The following is a 16841-nucleotide window of genomic DNA, read 5'->3' as shown; positions in this document are numbered from 1 at the left end:
CGCATTCGGACACGACTTTTTCATCGCGTCATCGAATCCTTCGATTCGTTTTTTTTGATCGTCCGCCTCGGCGTTGCCGAGTTGTCTTTCTCGTTTGTTGCCCGATCGAGAATGCTGCTCAGCATCGCCAACCTTCCTCGGTGAGTATTTGTCAGGCTCTCGCGGGGGTTCGAGCGCGTTTTTTTTCCACAGATGGTAGTGCTCGGCCTCCAGCGCTTCGAAGATCGTAGGCTTCGGCATCCGGTCGTCCGGGAATCTCCCTATTCCGACCACCGTACCCCGAGAGGTTCAACAGTCACCTCGACACTTCAAGTGACTGGGCGATCGAGTATGCCTCAAATTCCTTCCGTCTCCCCTAGATATTACCATTCGTAGGTGATTAGGGCGATGAAGGGATGGTATCTTGCAGAGATCTCGTCGTTGATCGCTTATATGGTGCAGGTCGGTCTCTTACCTCTCGGCACAGATTCGATTGATCCCGCCGCTTGGCGTGCCAGAGGGGGAGAGAGGTGATGAAGGTCGCCTCTTGGGTCACGAAGGTGATGGCGCCAAGCAGAATTTGCTTCCCTTGGGCCAATTCTCTCACTCCTTGCCACCACTCGGTCCTCCCGGAGCACCATCGCATCAGGTGCGCACTCGCTCATTCACCTTCCGCTCTCCGAGGCTCATCGGGGATGGAGATGAAGGTTATTCGCAAGTAGCGGTCCAGATGAGCGAATCCTCGTAGCGGCATTCGGCTCGTATCGAGCAGGTGACTTGGCCGCCTACCGTCGCTGACACAAATGCTCCTGTTGAGATCCACTCATTCGTTTTCCGCCTCCAAGAACGCTTTGATGTCCAATAGATGCGTTTCCACGAATCGGAGGGATCCCGATTCCTTGCCCAGATCCAATTCGATCCGTAGATCTTCCGATGCCGCGATATCGTCTCGCAGGCGTCGGTGCTGGTCGTCGTCTCGTTTGACCAGTTCCTTGAACTTTGCGGCACATAGCGGACAAAGTGCGACATAAGCGGCGATATGTTCTGCATCGAGGTCATCGAGAACCTGCACCGTTTCGAAATAATAACGGTCGTCTCTACGCCGAAATGGCATTTCATTCTCGCACATTTGGCAGATAAGGCGATCGCTACTGTCAGTGTAACTTTGCTCGAGGTAAGTGATGCTATCGCCGGCCGGTTTCGATACTCGAACACTCCGGTTACGGCTCTCGTACTCTCTCTTCGACGCCTCCTCCGCCCGTACCTTTGCCTGTTGGATGCGTCGCTTCGGGTCCGTCGATGGGCGTTCGGGGAATGCCTTGGGCATCGATGACTCATCCACATTTCTTTTCGTCTTTTCATATAGTTCCGGATCTTTTTTGAGGCGATTGATGAGGCTGACGTCATCGAGCGTGATTCCCAGCTGCTTTGCGCTCTCTTGGCGAATTCGATATTCCTCGGTTTCCTTTTGCTCTTCCTCGCCGAAACCGATGGCTGTCAACCAGCCATTTCTATCGTCGTATTCGAAGTCATCTCTGAGTGATTTCTTTGACATTTCTCCGGGAGTGTAAAATTGACCGTCTTTCCCCGGGATCCATTTTTTTCTATGAAGAATCTGTACCAGACTCGAAGGTACGGATCGTTCGCAATAACTCTTGTTTGGCCGATATTTTGCCTTCAATACTCGAGGGTCCGCCTCGGCGAGAATTTTCCATACGAGTCTTGCGATATTCACATTGTTTTCTTCCAATATCTCTTCGAGAGATTCCATTGAATAGTCTTCGTTGATTCCGGTAGAATAAACCCACCTTGCATATTTTCGATCGGAATAAAGTTCGCCGCTTCTCGGATTTTCGAATATGGAAACTCGTTTGATTTCAAGCGTTTTTCGGGCGCCGCAAGCAACTGCAAACGGGATGAATTTTTTTATCTTGGCATAGCCCGACCATAGTGCGGATCGCGAATCGTCCTTTCCGGAACCATCGGAGTAGATAGCCCCAAGTCCTGTTTCTTCCAAAGGGGCATCCATATAACAATGCCGACCTTGAAGGGATTTATCGGTGGAATTCAAAAAGAGATAATAATTCCCAAAGATCGTCATCTCGCTTCCATTTTCATGCCAGTCGATAAATCGCTTGATGTGTTCCAAATGTCTCTTTTTACCCGGCACTTTTGAATCCTCGGCATAGAAGCGATCGAGTATCTCCTTGATCTCTTCGGACTCACCGACATGTTTTACACCTGCCGTCTCCAAGAATTTCTGCAATCGATTACCTCTATCCTTTTTCAACCCATCGAAAATTCCGACGGAAACAGTCGATAGATTCGATAAAGAAGAGTTTCCTTCTACCGGAAAATAAACACAATCTCCGGTGAGAATTTCGCCGTTTTGGTCTTTTATTATTTCCCATAAATCGATATCATCCTCTCTTTCTTCGCGTCTTGTCGCAGTGGAAAGAAGTAAATAGAACGATTGAAGCCAGCCATCACTTTGCTTTCTTAACCATTTCAGAGCATAACGATCGGGGTCCCGACGAGGTTGGTAACCATATTTATTTTCTACGGCATCGACCAATTCTTTATAGCCATAGTACGGAACATCCAAGGATGTGAAGAGTTTATCGGATCGACTGTTTCTCATGACCCCGGATGCCCATTTCAATTTGCCATCTCTGAACAGCGCCATCAATGCATCTTCGTCGATAACGTCAGTCAGATCTTTCGGACCGCGTGCCAGCCTATCCGCTTTTTCATATCCACCATCCAAGCATGGTATCAGCGCTTTGTTATGAAGAGCGTCATAGACGATTTCCTCCATGATCGAATAAAAAGGAGACAGTTCATCGTCTCTATTCGGCAGCACTTCCAGGAAATCCGAAGTCAGCAATCCGATATCTTTCAGGCGTTCCATCGCCTCGACAAGAAGTCCGGCGGTTACTCTCATAATTTCCTGATTATCTTCATGATCGTGTTTGATGCTTGCCCGATCGATTGTCGCCGCATACGGTCCATTGATAGATAACTTCAACCCCGTCGTTTCCTTCTCCGCAGGAAAGAATACGCAGAGTTGACCGTTCGCCGGAATGACCTTCATCTGTTTGGAAAGTCTTTTTTGAGGATCGAGCGCTGTTTGACTCTCCTTGCGAAAGCCCAATTTGAGGGCGATCGAACATTTCAAATCCCCATGGCTTTCAAGTCCCTTCTGAAATCGAAGGAACCAAGCATCCTCTTGTAGATGATCGTTCGATGAATTTGCTATGGATATCTTGATTAATTCTTCATCTGTGTCGACGATATGTTCTCGTACGGCCGATCCGCCATGCCCTCCTTCGATATTCCACTCGACGGCTTCGATATTATTCAGAAAAAGCAAGATGGTGTGATCCAAAGACTCGAATACGCTTTTGATTTCACGAAAACACGAGTCCCTTTTCTTCGATGGATTGTTGAACGGAAATGAAAAAACCGTTTCTCGATCGTTCTTTGGAATGTCAGATATTTCGCAAGGACATACCAAATCATTGATTTCGAAGTTGTATTCACCGGAGTATATGCGAGGTGTGCTGGAGTAGGCAAAAACGGCTTTGAAGCCGATGCCGAATTTTCCGATTTGATTGACGTCGTCCTTCTTTGTACTATCGGCTATGCTGGTGATCGACTCGACATCCTGTGAACTAAATAGCCTGTTTCCATTATGTCGTACGATGAGTTCATCTTCGGTCAGATCGAATCGAACGGTCGTTGCGCCTGCGTCCTCTGCATTTTGTAGGAGTTCAAAAATGAAATGCGCTTGATCCGGATAAAGATCCGATAGAAGTCTTTGTATACCGTCTTCGAAATTATTTTTTCGGGTTACCTTGACCCAATCGTTTCTTATTTTATGGAGATCTTTCAAAATCTTGGAGGCGTTCTCGTTCATGTGGATTGCTCCGGTGTCAAAATAATCACCCCGTACGCCACGGGGTCCGCGTTCAGGTCCGCCTTTTTCACCGCCGCATCGAACTCATCGATCCGTCTTTGGTAGTCCGCTTCGGCGTTGCCGAGCTGTCCTTCTCGCATACGGCGGATCTTCTCGTTCGTTGCCTGATCGAGCATGTTTCGTAGCATCGCCATTCTACTGCGGTGGCTGTTTTTCAGGCTCTCTCGTTGGTGATCGGCAACTCGTCGATTCTTTTCTTTGTGGTTCGAACGCGCTTTTTTCCATAGCTGGTAGTGCTCGGCTTCCAGCGCTTCGAAGGTCTCCGGCTTCGGCATTCGATCTTCCGGGAGGTTGCCGGTTCTGCCGTGCTCCAAAAGGTTTGAGAGTCGTTTCGTCACCTCGGGGGATTCGGCGATCGGGTACAACTTCAAATCCTTTCGAACCCCGAGATATTGCCATTCGTAGATGACGAAGGGATAGTGTCCGGCTTCGATATCGTCATCGATCGCCTGCACGATACAGATCGGCTTCTTTCCGCTCGATTCGATGGCGCTCGCCGCCTGACGGACCAGCGGGTGAAGGGGAGTGATGAAGGTCGCTTCCCGGTTTTCGACCGCCTCTTGGGTCTCGAAGGTGATGGCCAAGTGCGATTTGGTGCCCTTCAACCAGTTCTCCCATTCCTTGTAGATGATCGAGGAGGTTCTAGGAAGCGCTTGGTAATCTTTCAGCAGTCTGATTCGGCCATCATGCGAGATACGAAGGCTCTTCGTCGCTTTTTCGCCCAAGATATGATCTTGGGTCTTCTCGGTGATATTGTGCAGGTAGTTCTCGACGAGGTTTTTCACCGCGCTCGGCGACAGCCAATAGCTCGATGCGCCCTCGATATCCTTTTGCGTCTGATCCGCCGGTAGTTGGATGCCGAAGAAATCCGCCTCCTTATCCTCCAACGCTTGTTTTTCCTGAATCAGTCGGATTTCATTGTCGGCGAGTTGCTGGAGTTTTTCTCGGCGCTCGGATTCGGTCAGTCGAATATTCTCCCCGATGCTTCGAATCTCTTTCGCAAGGTTGCCCAATATCTCCTCTCCGGCACCGATAGCATCGTTGAAGACCCCGATTCGCATCAAACAGCGCTCGTAAATATCGGCATCCACGGTATCGGGGGTGATGAGATTGTAGATCAGGGCTTTTTCGCTCTTTTGTCCTCGACGATCGATACGGCCGATACGTTGCTCGATGCGCATCGGATTCCACGGAAGATCGTAGTTGACGATGCAATCGCAGAATTGATAGTCCAACCCTTCGCATCCGACCTCCGAGAAGAGCAGCACGTCGATGGTATCGGGAGTCTCTCGGGGCTGTTTGAATCGATCGCGAAATACGATACGTTCGTCATCGGGCGTTCCGCCGTGCACCATGCCCACTCGGATGCCGGTTGCGAGCAATTTGGGAAAGAGATAGTCCAGGGTATGGCGGAAACTGCTGAAGACCATGAGTTTGTTGTTTTCCAATCCCTGCTTGTCGTGGATGATCGCTTTCAACGCTTTGAGTTTCGGATCTTCGGTGCCGTCGATCTTCTTGGCGCGCTCGGCCACCGCCTTGATCTCCGGTGCGACTTCGATCGCCGCCAAGGGATCGAGCAATTCGTATTCGTCGCTCGACTCTTGATCGCCGATACCTTCGATACGCCGATTCAAGATATCCTCGATGAAAGGCGCCAAGCCATAAAGACAACTCGCCGCTTGACGGCGAAGGGTCGTGATCATGAAGTTGACGGTTTCTTTCGAGTGTATTTTCGACAAGATTCGGGATTGCACTTCGATCAAAGCATCGTGAAGTTCTTGCTGCTGCGGGGTGAACGCTACTTCGACGGTCTGCGGTTCTCGAATGGTGAACTCCCCGATATCGCGTCGGCGAGTGCGGTTGATGATGCCGGAGAATGTATGCAGTGCCTCCAATCGGTGAATCATGCCCACCCGATCTTCGAGGGAAAGCGCTTTTTGTGCGAGTTCGTTCTTGACGCTGATGAACTCGGGATCTTGGGCCATGATATGCGAGCCCCAATCCGTGCGCAGGGCATCCTCCAATGCCGCTGTCGCTTCTCGCTGCCAGTTCTCGGATCCGCCCCGAGCGATATCGACGGCGCGATTGATAAAAGGATTGGGTGCTGCGATATGCCCGAAACTCTCTCTGTCGATGATGAGGTCGGGGCGCAGTAGATTGAGCAAGACGAAGAGATCGTCGTTCCCCAGCATCAAAGGGGTTGCGGTGAGGAATACGACAGCCTCGGCGTTCTCGCAAAAAAAGCGCACCGCTTCGTGTGTATAGGTATTGGGATTTCTCGCATGGTGGGCCTCGTCGACGATCACCAGATCGAAGCGGGGAGGGGGATCGAGATCCAGTAGTCCGGTTCGCTTTCTCTTGTTGCGACGAGACGAGCCGTCTGCCCGAGATCCATGGAGCTGGGCTTCGTCCAAAAGAGAGTAGGGCAAGATCGTCTTGGCGTGCTGTTCGGGCCACTGCCCTTCGAGATCCGTTTCGCCGATGCAATAGCGCAGGGTCTTTCCGTCCAGCTGGGTGAAACGCTCCTCGAAGCGCTTCATTTCCATCACCCATTTTCTCTCGGCGACCAAGGGGCGAGGGCAGATGATCAATACCGAATGCACTTCCCGGCGGGCTTGAAGTTCCCTTAAGATCAATCCGGCCTCGATGGTCTTGCCGACGCCGACTCCATCGGCGATGAGCAACCGAGGTCTATCGGCGCGGATGAATTTGAGTACGGGGCGAAATTGATAGGGGATGAAGTCGACCCTTGCAGCGTTCAGCGAGTAGAGAGTGGAAGGATTCGGATGCTGGATATGCAATGCCGTCAGGTGGGCGTTGAATCGATTCAGCGAAACCGGCGCTTGGTCTTCTTCCGGTGGCTCCTCTTCCAGTTGGGATTCATAGAACCATTTGGCGGCGCCGCCGATGAAAACCTTGTATCTATTTTCGGTTTCTTGTTCTTGGATTTCTAAAACGGGACCCCTCATCGACGGATCCGATATGAGTTGAACGATCTGCGGGGGTTGAAAGGTGGCGGCTTTGTTTTGTGTTTCCGCTTCGTTTGTTTTTTCGCTGACTGCTTTCTCGGCCGTAGATTTCTCAGATTCGGTTTGCTCTTCATTTGCTTGGCTTTGAGATGCAAACACCCCCTTTCGCTCGGTGTGCACTTTATCTTTCAGTTCTTCGGAGGCGTCGATCAGGACGAGAAATCGCTCCAATGTATCCAGATCTCTATAGATATCGTCTTGCGGATATTCTTGGGCGGATACATGCGCCCAGCGATTCCTGATCGTTTGCATTTCCTTGACGAAATGCCGAGAATCCGACGAGAAGGATTCTTTCGAACTGAGATCGTACCAATTCTGATCGAAGATGCGTATCAATGCGGCAAGATCGAGCCTTGCAAGATCGGTGATGCCTCGCTGCTCGACATGGCGTTGTTGCGAGAAGGATAGTTTGTCGACGACTCGCTCTTTCCACCAATCATCATCCCCGAGCGTCGGTAATCGAGTGTCCAAAAATCGATGGAGTTCCACTGTCGTTTGCGTCAGCAATTCCCCCATCGTGATATTCATCCGCTCTTTCCTTTCATTGCGTTGCGCCTTGTCCTAACGGCTTTCGGAAATGGCGTCTTCGAGCCGGATAAGATTGCCGCCGGCATTCGTATACTCTTTTTCGTGGCAGGTCAGTACCAATATCTGATAGCGTTTGGCCGCATCATATAAGATGTTTTTCATTCGATCTCGGCGCTCGTCGTCGGAGTTGACCAAGGCATCGTCGAGGATCACGGTGACCGGGATATTCGCCTCGCTGAGCAAGTCGGCATAAGCCAAGCGGATCAAGATCGCCAGTTGCTCTCTCGTGCCGATGCTCAGTCCGTCGAAGCCCTCGGTTGCCCCGGCGCGTTGGATGCCGGTAAGGACAAGATTCTCGTCGATCGACGGCTCGGCACCGGGGATCAACTGGCGCAAGTACGGCTTGATCTTGGAAACGATCGGCTCTGCGATCGCCTCCTTTGCATGGCGAAGCGCCTCGGTCAAAGTACGGTGCAGCAGATCGAGAGCCTTTGCTTGGCGATCCATACTGTCCAGTTGCAACGCCGCCGATGCGTGGCTTTCTTCGATGGATGCCACCTCATCGGCCAGTCCTTTTTGACCGAGCGTTGCCAGTTCCACTTTCAAATCTCGAACATCGCGATCCAGCTCCTCACCCCGCTTCTTCATATCATCGAAGGCGCGCTTCGAGCGTTCGAGATCGGTCTCGACCGCTTCGGGGTTTTCCGCATCGAGGGCTTTGTTGGCTTTATCCAAACGATCCCCGCCGATCTCGACCTCCCGCTCTTTTTCCCGAAGCGCCTCTTGCAATGCCTCGTCGCTTTTTTCGCCGCGGGCTTTGGTGAGTTCCGAATCCTTGTTCTTTGCATTTCTCTCGGCGGTCACTTTCTCCCCGCGCAAGCCCGATAGCGCTTCTTTGATCTCCTGAACCGCTCTTTCTTGGGTCAGAACATCTTTTTCCTTGGCGGAGACTTGCCTTTTGAGCGTGGCGACTTCGCTTTCCAAAGCATCGATATCGAAGTCCTTGTCGGCATCGTCGCCCAGCCTTTCCAGGAGGCTATCTCGTTGCGCTTCGATAGCGCCGACCTCGTCCTCCAAGACCTGTATTCCTTCGGGAGCGAGCCCATCGAGGGTCGCTTTATGCAGTGACGCTTGTTTTTCGAGATCGTTCTTCCGGTTCAAACTCGTTTCCGCCTCGGCGGCGTTCTTGGCATTCACTTTGACCAATTCTTGTTCGAGCAGATGGCCTTTTTTCTCCACCTCGCGCCGAAGGGCGTCCAAATCCTCCCCGCCGGGGATGATTGCAATCTCACCAACCCCTTTTATCCGAATCTCGGTTTTCTCGGTCAGTAGACTCGTGCCTTCGCCGACGAGGGCTCGATCTCCCAACTTCACTTCCGCATCGGATTGCAAACGATATTCGATACTCGTAGCCGCGGCTTTCAACCGTTCTTCGGCAAGAACGATCTCGTGTTCGATCTTCTTTAACTTCGACAATACCTTTTTCGTTATCGCAATCGCCTCGCTTTGCGATGAGCACTGACGTCTCTTTTTATCCTCATCCTTCGCTTTTTTGAGAGCCTCATCGAGTTGCCGATGCTTGGATAGAAGATCGTTCAGACTTCGGGCATCTTGCGCCGAGCGAAGTTCGCTCTCCTTTTTCGTCAGCAGGGTTTTCGAATCGCCAAGTTCCTTGCGAAGTCCTTCGAGCCTATCGCTCAAAGGTGCTAATTGATCTTCTGTTTTCTTGACCGATTGCTCGGCCGCTTGCATCTCTTCTTGCGCTTTTTTGGATTCATCGGCGAGTTTGATACGCATATCCAAAGTTTGTTTCGCCGCATCCCTCTCGGCATTCGCCCGAGCAAGCCGTTCGGTACCGGCATCCACCTCGGTCTTCAGTGCATCGAGACGTTTGATCGTTTCGTTGAGGGCATCGATGCGCTCTTTGGCTTTTTCCAGACTCTTCTCTTTGCGGTAGTCATCAAGCTCGGCTTGGCGCCTTTCCAGTTTATCTACCTTATCTTCGTACTCTTTTAGCTCATCACGCTTGCTTTTGAGTTCTTCTTGTAGTTCATCCGTTCGTATCCGGAGTTTATGATAATCACCGATCGGATTTCCCTTGGCCCCGAAATACTCGCTACGCTGCTTCTCAATCCGCCGAAGGAGCGACTCGCCCTGCTCTCCGCCGAGCATCTCCCGCATCTCGTTTTCGAAGACGCCTTGCACTCGATCTCTGGATTGATCCGTAAGCATGACGCGCTCGAAGGCTCGGGCTTGCTCCACCCAGAGCAATCCGGCCAAGCCTTGGAGTTCCGGCCTGCTGCCACCTCGCCCGGCATGTGAAAACCCCAAAAGTTCTTCGAGGTGATCTTCGGCTTCCGGCCCTTCCCAGAGATGGCCGTTATCCGCTTCCAAACTCGCCTCGCCACCTTTGGCTTTGGAGAAGACCTTGGTGAGCCGATATTCCACACCATCGAGATCGAAGATTACCCGCACCTTCGGGTTGACGGCGGCGTTATAGGGTCTGAAACTCTCCCCGACATTGCTTTTATAGCGATCGAAGAGCGCGGCGCGAAGGGCTTTCAATAAAGTGGATTTACCGGCTTCGTTGTTGCCGGCGATGATATTGAGTCCATCATCCAGGCGATCGATCGCTACCGCATTTCGAAACTGGAGGAATTGTTCCACTTCGATGGATTTGAAAGACAAGCGACTCATCGTGTCATTCCTTGTTCTCGGCGCGGTGCTTTTTCATCTGGCTATACCGGTTCCAGATCAAGCCCCCGCTCAGCAGACAAATCAGGCCGATCGTCGATGCGGTGCCCTCTCCGAACAGCCCATACCATAGTCCACCGAGCAATAACAACCCCAACAGCATTCTTGCGCTCGGAGAGACGGCGAGCAAGATCGCGATCAGCAACAAGATGATGATCGTCATCGTTTTCTCGCCATGATCGTGATCTTCAACCTAGGCTCGCCCGCTTGATCGATGAAGATCGATGAAGTGCGCATCCTTCTCATGTCGAGTGGTTTTCATTCGCTTGCAACTCGCCCCCGCCACTCGACGATGCCTAGCGCTTCGACGACACGGAGCCGCTTTGCAGCCCCTTTTGCTCCAAGTAGAGGATCTGCAAGGCTCTTCCTGCGGATTCATGATCGGGGTGCGCTTCGTCCCTCCCGATGCTTGCCAGGTCATCGATCGCTTTTTTTATAAAGCCGGTCGCCCCGAGTTCGGCGATATCATCCGGGCTCGGTTGGGCAACCACCTTGGCATCATCGACCCCGAGAAAGTGCAGACGCGCCCGCCATCGTTCGATCAAATCATCGAGATGCTGCCTTGTCGCCAAGCCCAAGGCCCCTTCGAGCCTCAATCGCATGAGAATTCGCTCGCTTTCCCCCAGCTCGGATAGTTGCCGATCCAAAACCTCCAAAGACTGTTCGTCCATGACCTCGAAATCCACCCGCTCCCATCGGTAGCGACCGATAGGGATCTTCTCCACATCGGGCTCGCCGCCGACATCCTCCAAGGTCACCAACAGAATATTGCCCGGGTCATTGGCCTTGAAGCGATCCTGCTCCGGCGTGCCGGCGTACCAAGTGCGCTTCGCCACTTCGAGCGTGCCGTGCCAATCACCCAATGCCAAATAATCCAGATGCGCGGACTCGGCTCTGGTATCCGAGATGGGATTGTTGTTCGTGGCTTCCTCGGGCAAGCGATTGGTGACCGATCCATGCGCAAGACCCACCCGAAAGGCACCGCCCTCGGTGGGATGGGCATCGAACCACTCGGTGATGTCTCGAACCTCATGTCGGCGTTGCAGCGGTGCCGGCAGCACCACCAAGCGCCCTTGACAAAGTTCGATCGGCTCGGGTTCCACCGCGAGGATGACATTCTCCGGCGCCACCCCCATTTTGGTCAGACGACTCCAGACGCTTTGCCTTAGCCCCGAATCGTGGTTGCCCGGCAGGAGCACCCACGGCCCCTTGTACGGAGCCATGGCGTTGACGGTGCGCCTTAGGCTTTCGTCCGAGATCGCATTGTCATCGAAGACATCGCCCGCAACCAGCACCGCATCGACATCGCGCGCCTGCGCCAACTCGGCGATGGCCTTGACGGTATCGATCCGCTGCCCCCGCAGCGCCGCCCCGGCATCCCCCGGAACATTCGAAAACGGCTTCCCGATCTGCCAATCCGCAGTGTGGATTAAAGTGATGCTCATGTCTTTACCCCTTCTGGAAGTCGAGCGATTTTCCTGCGTGGCACCCCAATCACATCGACCTTGGAGAGCTGAACGCCTCTTTGCCCAGGTATCCCGCTCCCGCCGACATGATTGGAAGATGAACGGCTCGAAACATCCCCGCGATCAGCGACTCGTCTGGCCTTGACCTCCAAGCGAACCCCTTCGCGCTCTTGCAAATAACGGATCACCGCAAACAGATTGCCCGCCTGAGGATTCCCCTTCGGCCCGAACATCCGCATCAAACTCTTGCTCGACTTATCGAAGGCCGAAGAGAGCGCTTCGAACCCGATCGTCGCATTGATATAGTCCCGCAGCACCGCCTTCCCGGTACCGATATCACCTTCGAGCAGACACTCCACCCCCTCTTGCAGCAGAGCCTTGCGAAACACCGGATCCCTTCGAGCGCGGGCCTGAACGGTGTCTTTGAAGTCCTTTGTCAGGGCCATCTGCATTCGATTTTCGCATGGTATCGTGGTGGGCGCTGCTACGGGCGGTGCTGTTCCCGTTGACATTTCAATCACTCTTTCTCAGTCGGTGCGGTATGAGCGGCTAACTTGATCTTTTCTCTGTTAAGTCTATCGAGGCGATTGACAAGAAGTTCGTCCTCGTACATCCAATGGTAGGCGCCCCTTTTTCCTTTTAGCCCCAAGGCCTTATCGGTTGCCGCCGAGAGCTTCAGCTCCTCTCCATTGAAAATAACCGTTCGCTTTTTCATGTTTTTGACTTCGACGGTTATCCGGGGGTCATCGATCGCATGCAGGACGGCCCCTTCAAAGAGACCGAAATCTTCGAATGGTATGGGAGCGAATCTCTTTCTTGCATTATCCGGACTACCGATATCCGCTTTTTGAAGGATCGATGCAATTTCATTTTGGAGCACTTCCTCGATCTGTTTCTTGATTTCCTTCCCGATTCCCTCTTTGATCTGCTCCATGTCGATGCTGACCTTGATAGTGAATTCCATATCCCTCTCCTTGGATGTCGGTACGGGCTGGTGAAGCCTTCGGCTCTTCCGGCTAGGCCAATGCCATCGAGTCTCAACTCGCCCGTTATTCTATCGCCACATCCTCAGCGTCAAATCCGCCATCGTATCAGATCATTATGATGATATCAAAGGATGATATTAACACCCATCCGATTTATTTGTTATCATCACCATCTCCGCCGGCGGCGACGGGTGCGAGCGAGGAGGGAACGAAGTGGGCGACCTTGTGCCGGATAGTCGGCTACGGGATATCAATCAGACGCAGAAGGAGCGTCTGTCTCACATCGATTTCAAGGTCTGCTTCTTGGGCACCATCGGCCGGGGCGACCTCGTTCGCCGATTCGGCATCAAGGAAGCGGCGGCGACGCGGGATATCGCCTTGTACAGGGAACTGGCTCCTCGGAATCTGGAATACGATACCAAGGGCAAGCTCTACGCGCGCTCTGACGCTTTCGAGCCGCTTTTCAAGCATTCCCCCGACCAAGTGCTGGCGGCGTTGGCTTATGGGTTCGGCGATGATTTCGTGGGTGCGCACAAGGGCCTCGTTGCGTGCGAGCTACCTGCGCAGCTGAACAAGCCTTTTTTGCCGACGCTATCCGTATTGACCCGTGCGATCTGGCAGGCAAAGGCGGTGAGGATTGGCTATCGCTCCTTGGAGAGCGGGCGAACCATGCGTGAAATCGTGCCCTTCGCACTCGTGGATAACGGCCTGCGTTGGCATGTCCGGGGCTATGATCGGCGGCGATCCAAATTCTCGGATTTCGTCATCACCCGTATTTTCAATCCGGCGATCATCGACAGCCCGATCGAGGATCACGAGACTCGAGAGTCGGATATCCAGTGGAATCGGATCGTCGAGATGGAAATCGTGCCTCATCCGAGTCTTGCACATCCAAAGACGATCGAAACCGACTACGCCATGGAAAACGGGGTGCTGCAAGTCAATGTTCGGGCGGCGGTGGCCGGGTATGTGCTAAGGCGTTGGAATATCGACTGCACGCAAGATCACTCTTTGGAAGGGCCGGAGTACCACCTTTGGCTCAAGAACCGGCAAGCGCTCTACGGGGTCGAGAATCTCGTTCTTGCGCCGGGCTACGAAAAGAACGAAGACGGGAAGGGGGGCGATTAGCCAAGGTCCATGCTCAAACTCGAAGCGATTGAAAAAGACGCCCAAATCCGCGGCATTCAGGCCGAGGATATCGTGCGGGTGGTGCAGGTCGAATCGATCGGCGATGATGCGCTGACCGTCTACTATAAAGATGGCCAAGGCCGCTTGAGCGAGCGGATGCTCTTCCGTTCGGATGAACAGAGCCTCGATCTGGCAAAAGCGGGTCGGCCTTGGTCCTTCGATGCCTCGGGCGAGGATTTCAAGTTGGGTCTGGAGGCCTGCCGCATCGACATGGCGCACCATTTCGATCCGATGATGGCGGTGCACACTTCCAATGTCGAGCCGCTTCCCCATCAGATTTCGGCCGTCTACGAGGCCATGTTGCCGAGGCAGCCGCTTCGTTATGTGCTGGCCGACGATCCCGGTGCCGGCAAGACCGTCATGGCGGGCTTGCTGATCAGCGAGTTGCTGATGCGCGCCGATGCCAAGCGCATTTTGGTCGTGGCGCCGGGCGCTCTCACCGAGCAGTGGCAGGACGAGATGCGGGAAAAGTTCGACATCCGCTTCGAGATATTCAGCCGCGAGAAGCAAGAGCAATGCACCACCGGCAACTATTTCGATGAGCAAAACCAACTCATCTGTCGGCTCGACCAACTCTCTCGCAACGAGGAGTATCAAGAAAAACTCAAGAGCACCGACTGGGATCTGATCATCGTTGACGAGGCCCATAAACTCTCTGCCAGCTACTTCGGCAACGAGGTCAAAAAGACCAAACGCTTTCAACTCGGCGAGTTGCTCGGCACCATCTCTCGCCACTTCCTGCTGATGACCGCCACCCCGCACAATGGCAAGGAGGAAGACTTTCAAACATGGTTATCGCTACTCGATGGCGATCGCTTCTATGGCAAGTTCCGGGACGGCGCCAACAAGGTGGAGGTCTCGGACATGATGCATCGCATGGTGAAGGAGGATCTGCTCAAGTTCGATGGCACGCCCTTGTTCCCCGAGCGCTGCGCATATAGCGCCAACTACGAATTATCGGATGCGGAAGCGGCGCTTTACGAGAGAGTTACGGACTATGTTCGCAACGAGATGAATCGGGCCGACGCATTGATCGACGGCAAACGCAAGGGAGCCGTCGGGTTCGCGCTGACACAGCTCCAACGCCGTCTTGCATCGAGCCCAGAGGCGATCTATCAATCGCTCAAACGCAGGCGTATACGCCTTGAATCGTCTCTCAAAGAGAAGAAACTGATCGCTCGGGGGCAGCATGTTCAACAACAAGGCATGGCCGAAACGCCGGGTGTCTATACGGTTCAAAAACAGCTGGATTTGCCGGAGGATATCGACGAGCTGGATGATTCGCTAAGCGCCGAGGAATACGAGGAATATGCCGATCAGGTCGTCGATCAAGCAACGACAGCGGATACCATCCCCGAGATCGAAGCCGAGATCGGCATCCTCAATGAGTTGGAGTCGAGGGCTCTTGGTGTCGTTCGCTCGGGCAGCGACCGGAAGTGGGAGGAACTCTCCCAACTATTGCAAGACCGCCCCGAGATGTATAACGCCGGGGGCAGCCGCCGCAAGCTGATCATCTTCACCGAGCATAAAGACACGCTCAACTATCTCGTTCACCAAATCGAGTGCATGCTGGGCAAGCCCGAGGCGGTCATCTCGATCCACGGGGGCGTGAATCGGGATAGCCGGCGCAAGGCCCAAGAGGAATTCCGCAACAATCCGGATGTATTGGTTCTCGTCGCCACCGATGCCGCAGGCGAGGGCGTGAACTTGCAAAACGCCAATCTCATGGTCAATTACGACCTGCCTTGGAATCCCAATCGCTTGGAACAGCGTTTCGGCCGCATCCATCGTATCGGTCAAAAAGAGGTTTGTCATCTATGGAATCTGATCGCCAAAGAGACCCGAGAAGGCGATGTTTTCCAAAAACTGTTCGATAAATTGGAAGTCGAGAGGGAGGCATTGGGCGGCAAGGTCTTCGATATCCTGGGCGAAGCCTTCGAGGATCGCTCTTTGAAAGATCTGCTCATCGAAGCGGTTCGCTACGGCGAATCACCGGAGGCCAGAGCCAAACTCGACCGAGCCATCGACGGGGCGTTGGATACGGAGCATCTCAAAGCGATCATGCGCCGCAATGCGATCGTCGAGCAGCCCATTACTTTGGATGATCTTTATAGCGTCAAAGAGGAGATGGAAAAGGCCGAGGCCCGCAAACTGCAACCCCATTTCATACGGGCTTTTTTCACCGAGGCCTTCGAAAGACTCAATGGCGAGATGCGCGCCCGCGAGAAGGGGCGATTCGAAATCCGCCATGTACCGGCCGCCATCCGCGAGCGAGATCGCGTCATCGGCGAGACTCGCACCCCGGTGCTGAGGAAATACGAACGGGTTTGCTTCGAAAAGGACAAGGTTGGCAGCAAACCCATGGCCGACCTGATCCACCCCGCCCACCCCCTGATGCACGCCGTCACCGATCTGACCCTCTCGAATCACCGCAGCAAACTCAAACAAGGCGCAGTGCTGGTGGACCCGAAGGATGAGGGCATCGAGCCCCGCATCCTGTTCATGGTGGATCACAGCGTTCGAGAAGCAAGCGGCGAGCCGCCCAAGGCGGTCTCTCGGCGCCTGCAATTCGTGGAGATCGACCAACACGGCAAAGCCTCCCATGCCGGTTATGCCCCGCATCTTGACTTTCAGTCCATCGATGAGCATGACTTGGAGTCGGTTCAAGACATACTCGATTCTTCTTGGATCACCACCAACTTGGAAGGTTTGGCCCTAAGGCATGCATCGCAGCATCTGGTGCCGGAGCATTACCGAGAGGTGAAAGAGCGGCGGGAGAGCCAAGCCGACAAAATCCTCGCCGCCGTCAACGAACGCTTGATCAAGGAGATCAACTACTGGTCCGACCGCCACATCAAGCTCAAAGACGATGTCTTGGCCGGAAAACAACCCCGCATGCAGCCGGAAATGCCCAGGCGACGCGTGGATGAAC

Annotated in this window: 9 protein-coding genes; 2 read left to right on the top strand and 7 right to left on the bottom strand. The window is 53.5% G+C overall.

Annotated elements, in window-relative coordinates:
• Positions 1–802: 802 nt before the first annotated feature.
• The 7 genes from BF99_RS0118830 to BF99_RS0118795 all read right to left on the bottom strand — a co-directional run bounded on the left by BF99_RS0118830 (position 803) and on the right by BF99_RS0118795 (position 12699).
• A complete protein-coding gene (locus BF99_RS0118830) occupies positions 803–3898 on the bottom strand; it encodes a sacsin N-terminal ATP-binding-like domain-containing protein (RefSeq protein WP_025772407.1) in 3096 nt (1031 codons plus the stop codon).
• Positions 3895–7515, bottom strand: a complete 3621-nt coding sequence (locus BF99_RS0118825) for a DEAD/DEAH box helicase (protein ID WP_197019227.1) — start codon at positions 7513–7515, stop codon at positions 3895–3897. The genes BF99_RS0118830 and BF99_RS0118825 overlap by 4 nt, the downstream gene beginning before the upstream one ends.
• Before the next feature lie 33 nt (positions 7516–7548).
• Complete coding sequence (locus tag BF99_RS0118820; RefSeq protein ID WP_081759360.1) at positions 7549–10212, bottom strand: AAA family ATPase; 2664 nt, start codon at positions 10210–10212, stop codon at positions 7549–7551.
• A gap of 4 nt (positions 10213–10216) precedes the next feature.
• On the bottom strand, positions 10217–10432 hold the full coding sequence (locus BF99_RS0118815) for a hypothetical protein (protein ID WP_025772401.1): 216 nt from the start codon (positions 10430–10432) through the stop codon (positions 10217–10219).
• A 133-nt stretch (positions 10433–10565) separates the two neighbouring features.
• Positions 10566–11714, bottom strand: coding sequence for a metallophosphoesterase family protein (locus tag BF99_RS0118805; RefSeq protein ID WP_025772399.1), 1149 nt, complete (start codon positions 11712–11714; stop codon positions 10566–10568).
• The gene (locus BF99_RS21520; RefSeq protein ID WP_025772398.1) at positions 11711–12181 is read right to left on the bottom strand and encodes a helix-turn-helix domain-containing transcriptional regulator; all 471 of its coding nucleotides are present in this window, start codon (positions 12179–12181) and stop codon (positions 11711–11713) included. Before BF99_RS21520 ends, BF99_RS0118805 begins: the two co-directional genes overlap by 4 nt.
• Positions 12182–12252: 71 nt before the next feature.
• Positions 12253–12699: a hypothetical protein gene (locus BF99_RS0118795; protein ID WP_025772397.1), complete on the bottom strand. Its 447-nt coding sequence runs from the start codon at positions 12697–12699 to the stop codon at positions 12253–12255.
• 235 nt (positions 12700–12934) lie between these two features.
• Between BF99_RS0118795 and BF99_RS0118790 the strand changes: the two genes are divergently transcribed.
• The gene (locus BF99_RS0118790) at positions 12935–13849 is read left to right on the top strand and encodes a WYL domain-containing protein (RefSeq protein WP_373604463.1); all 915 of its coding nucleotides are present in this window, start codon (positions 12935–12937) and stop codon (positions 13847–13849) included.
• Positions 13850–13858: 9 nt separating this feature from the next.
• On the top strand, positions 13859–16841 hold a 2983-nt coding region (locus BF99_RS0118785), incomplete at its 3' end, for a DEAD/DEAH box helicase (RefSeq protein WP_025772394.1).

The organism is Thioalkalivibrio sp. HK1, from assembly GCA_000583135.1.
Lineage (GTDB): Bacteria > Pseudomonadota > Gammaproteobacteria > HK1 > HK1 > HK1.
Note: the sequence above shows the minus strand (reverse complement) of the source record. Positions and strands in the feature narration are given on the sequence as shown.

Coding starts and splice junctions, on each gene's coding strand:
- BF99_RS0118830 (WP_025772407.1), bottom strand. CDS start 3,898: ATGAACGAGAACGCCTCCAAGATTTTGAAAGATCTCCATAAAATAAGA.
- BF99_RS0118825 (WP_197019227.1), bottom strand. CDS start 7,515: ATGAATATCACGATGGGGGAATTGCTGACGCAAACGACAGTGGAACTC.
- BF99_RS0118820 (WP_081759360.1), bottom strand. CDS start 10,212: ATGAGTCGCTTGTCTTTCAAATCCATCGAAGTGGAACAATTCCTCCAG.
- BF99_RS0118815 (WP_025772401.1), bottom strand. CDS start 10,432: ATGACGATCATCATCTTGTTGCTGATCGCGATCTTGCTCGCCGTCTCT.
- BF99_RS0118805 (WP_025772399.1), bottom strand. CDS start 11,714: ATGAGCATCACTTTAATCCACACTGCGGATTGGCAGATCGGGAAGCCG.
- BF99_RS21520 (WP_025772398.1), bottom strand. CDS start 12,181: ATGGCCCTGACAAAGGACTTCAAAGACACCGTTCAGGCCCGCGCTCGA.
- BF99_RS0118795 (WP_025772397.1), bottom strand. CDS start 12,699: ATGGAATTCACTATCAAGGTCAGCATCGACATGGAGCAGATCAAAGAG.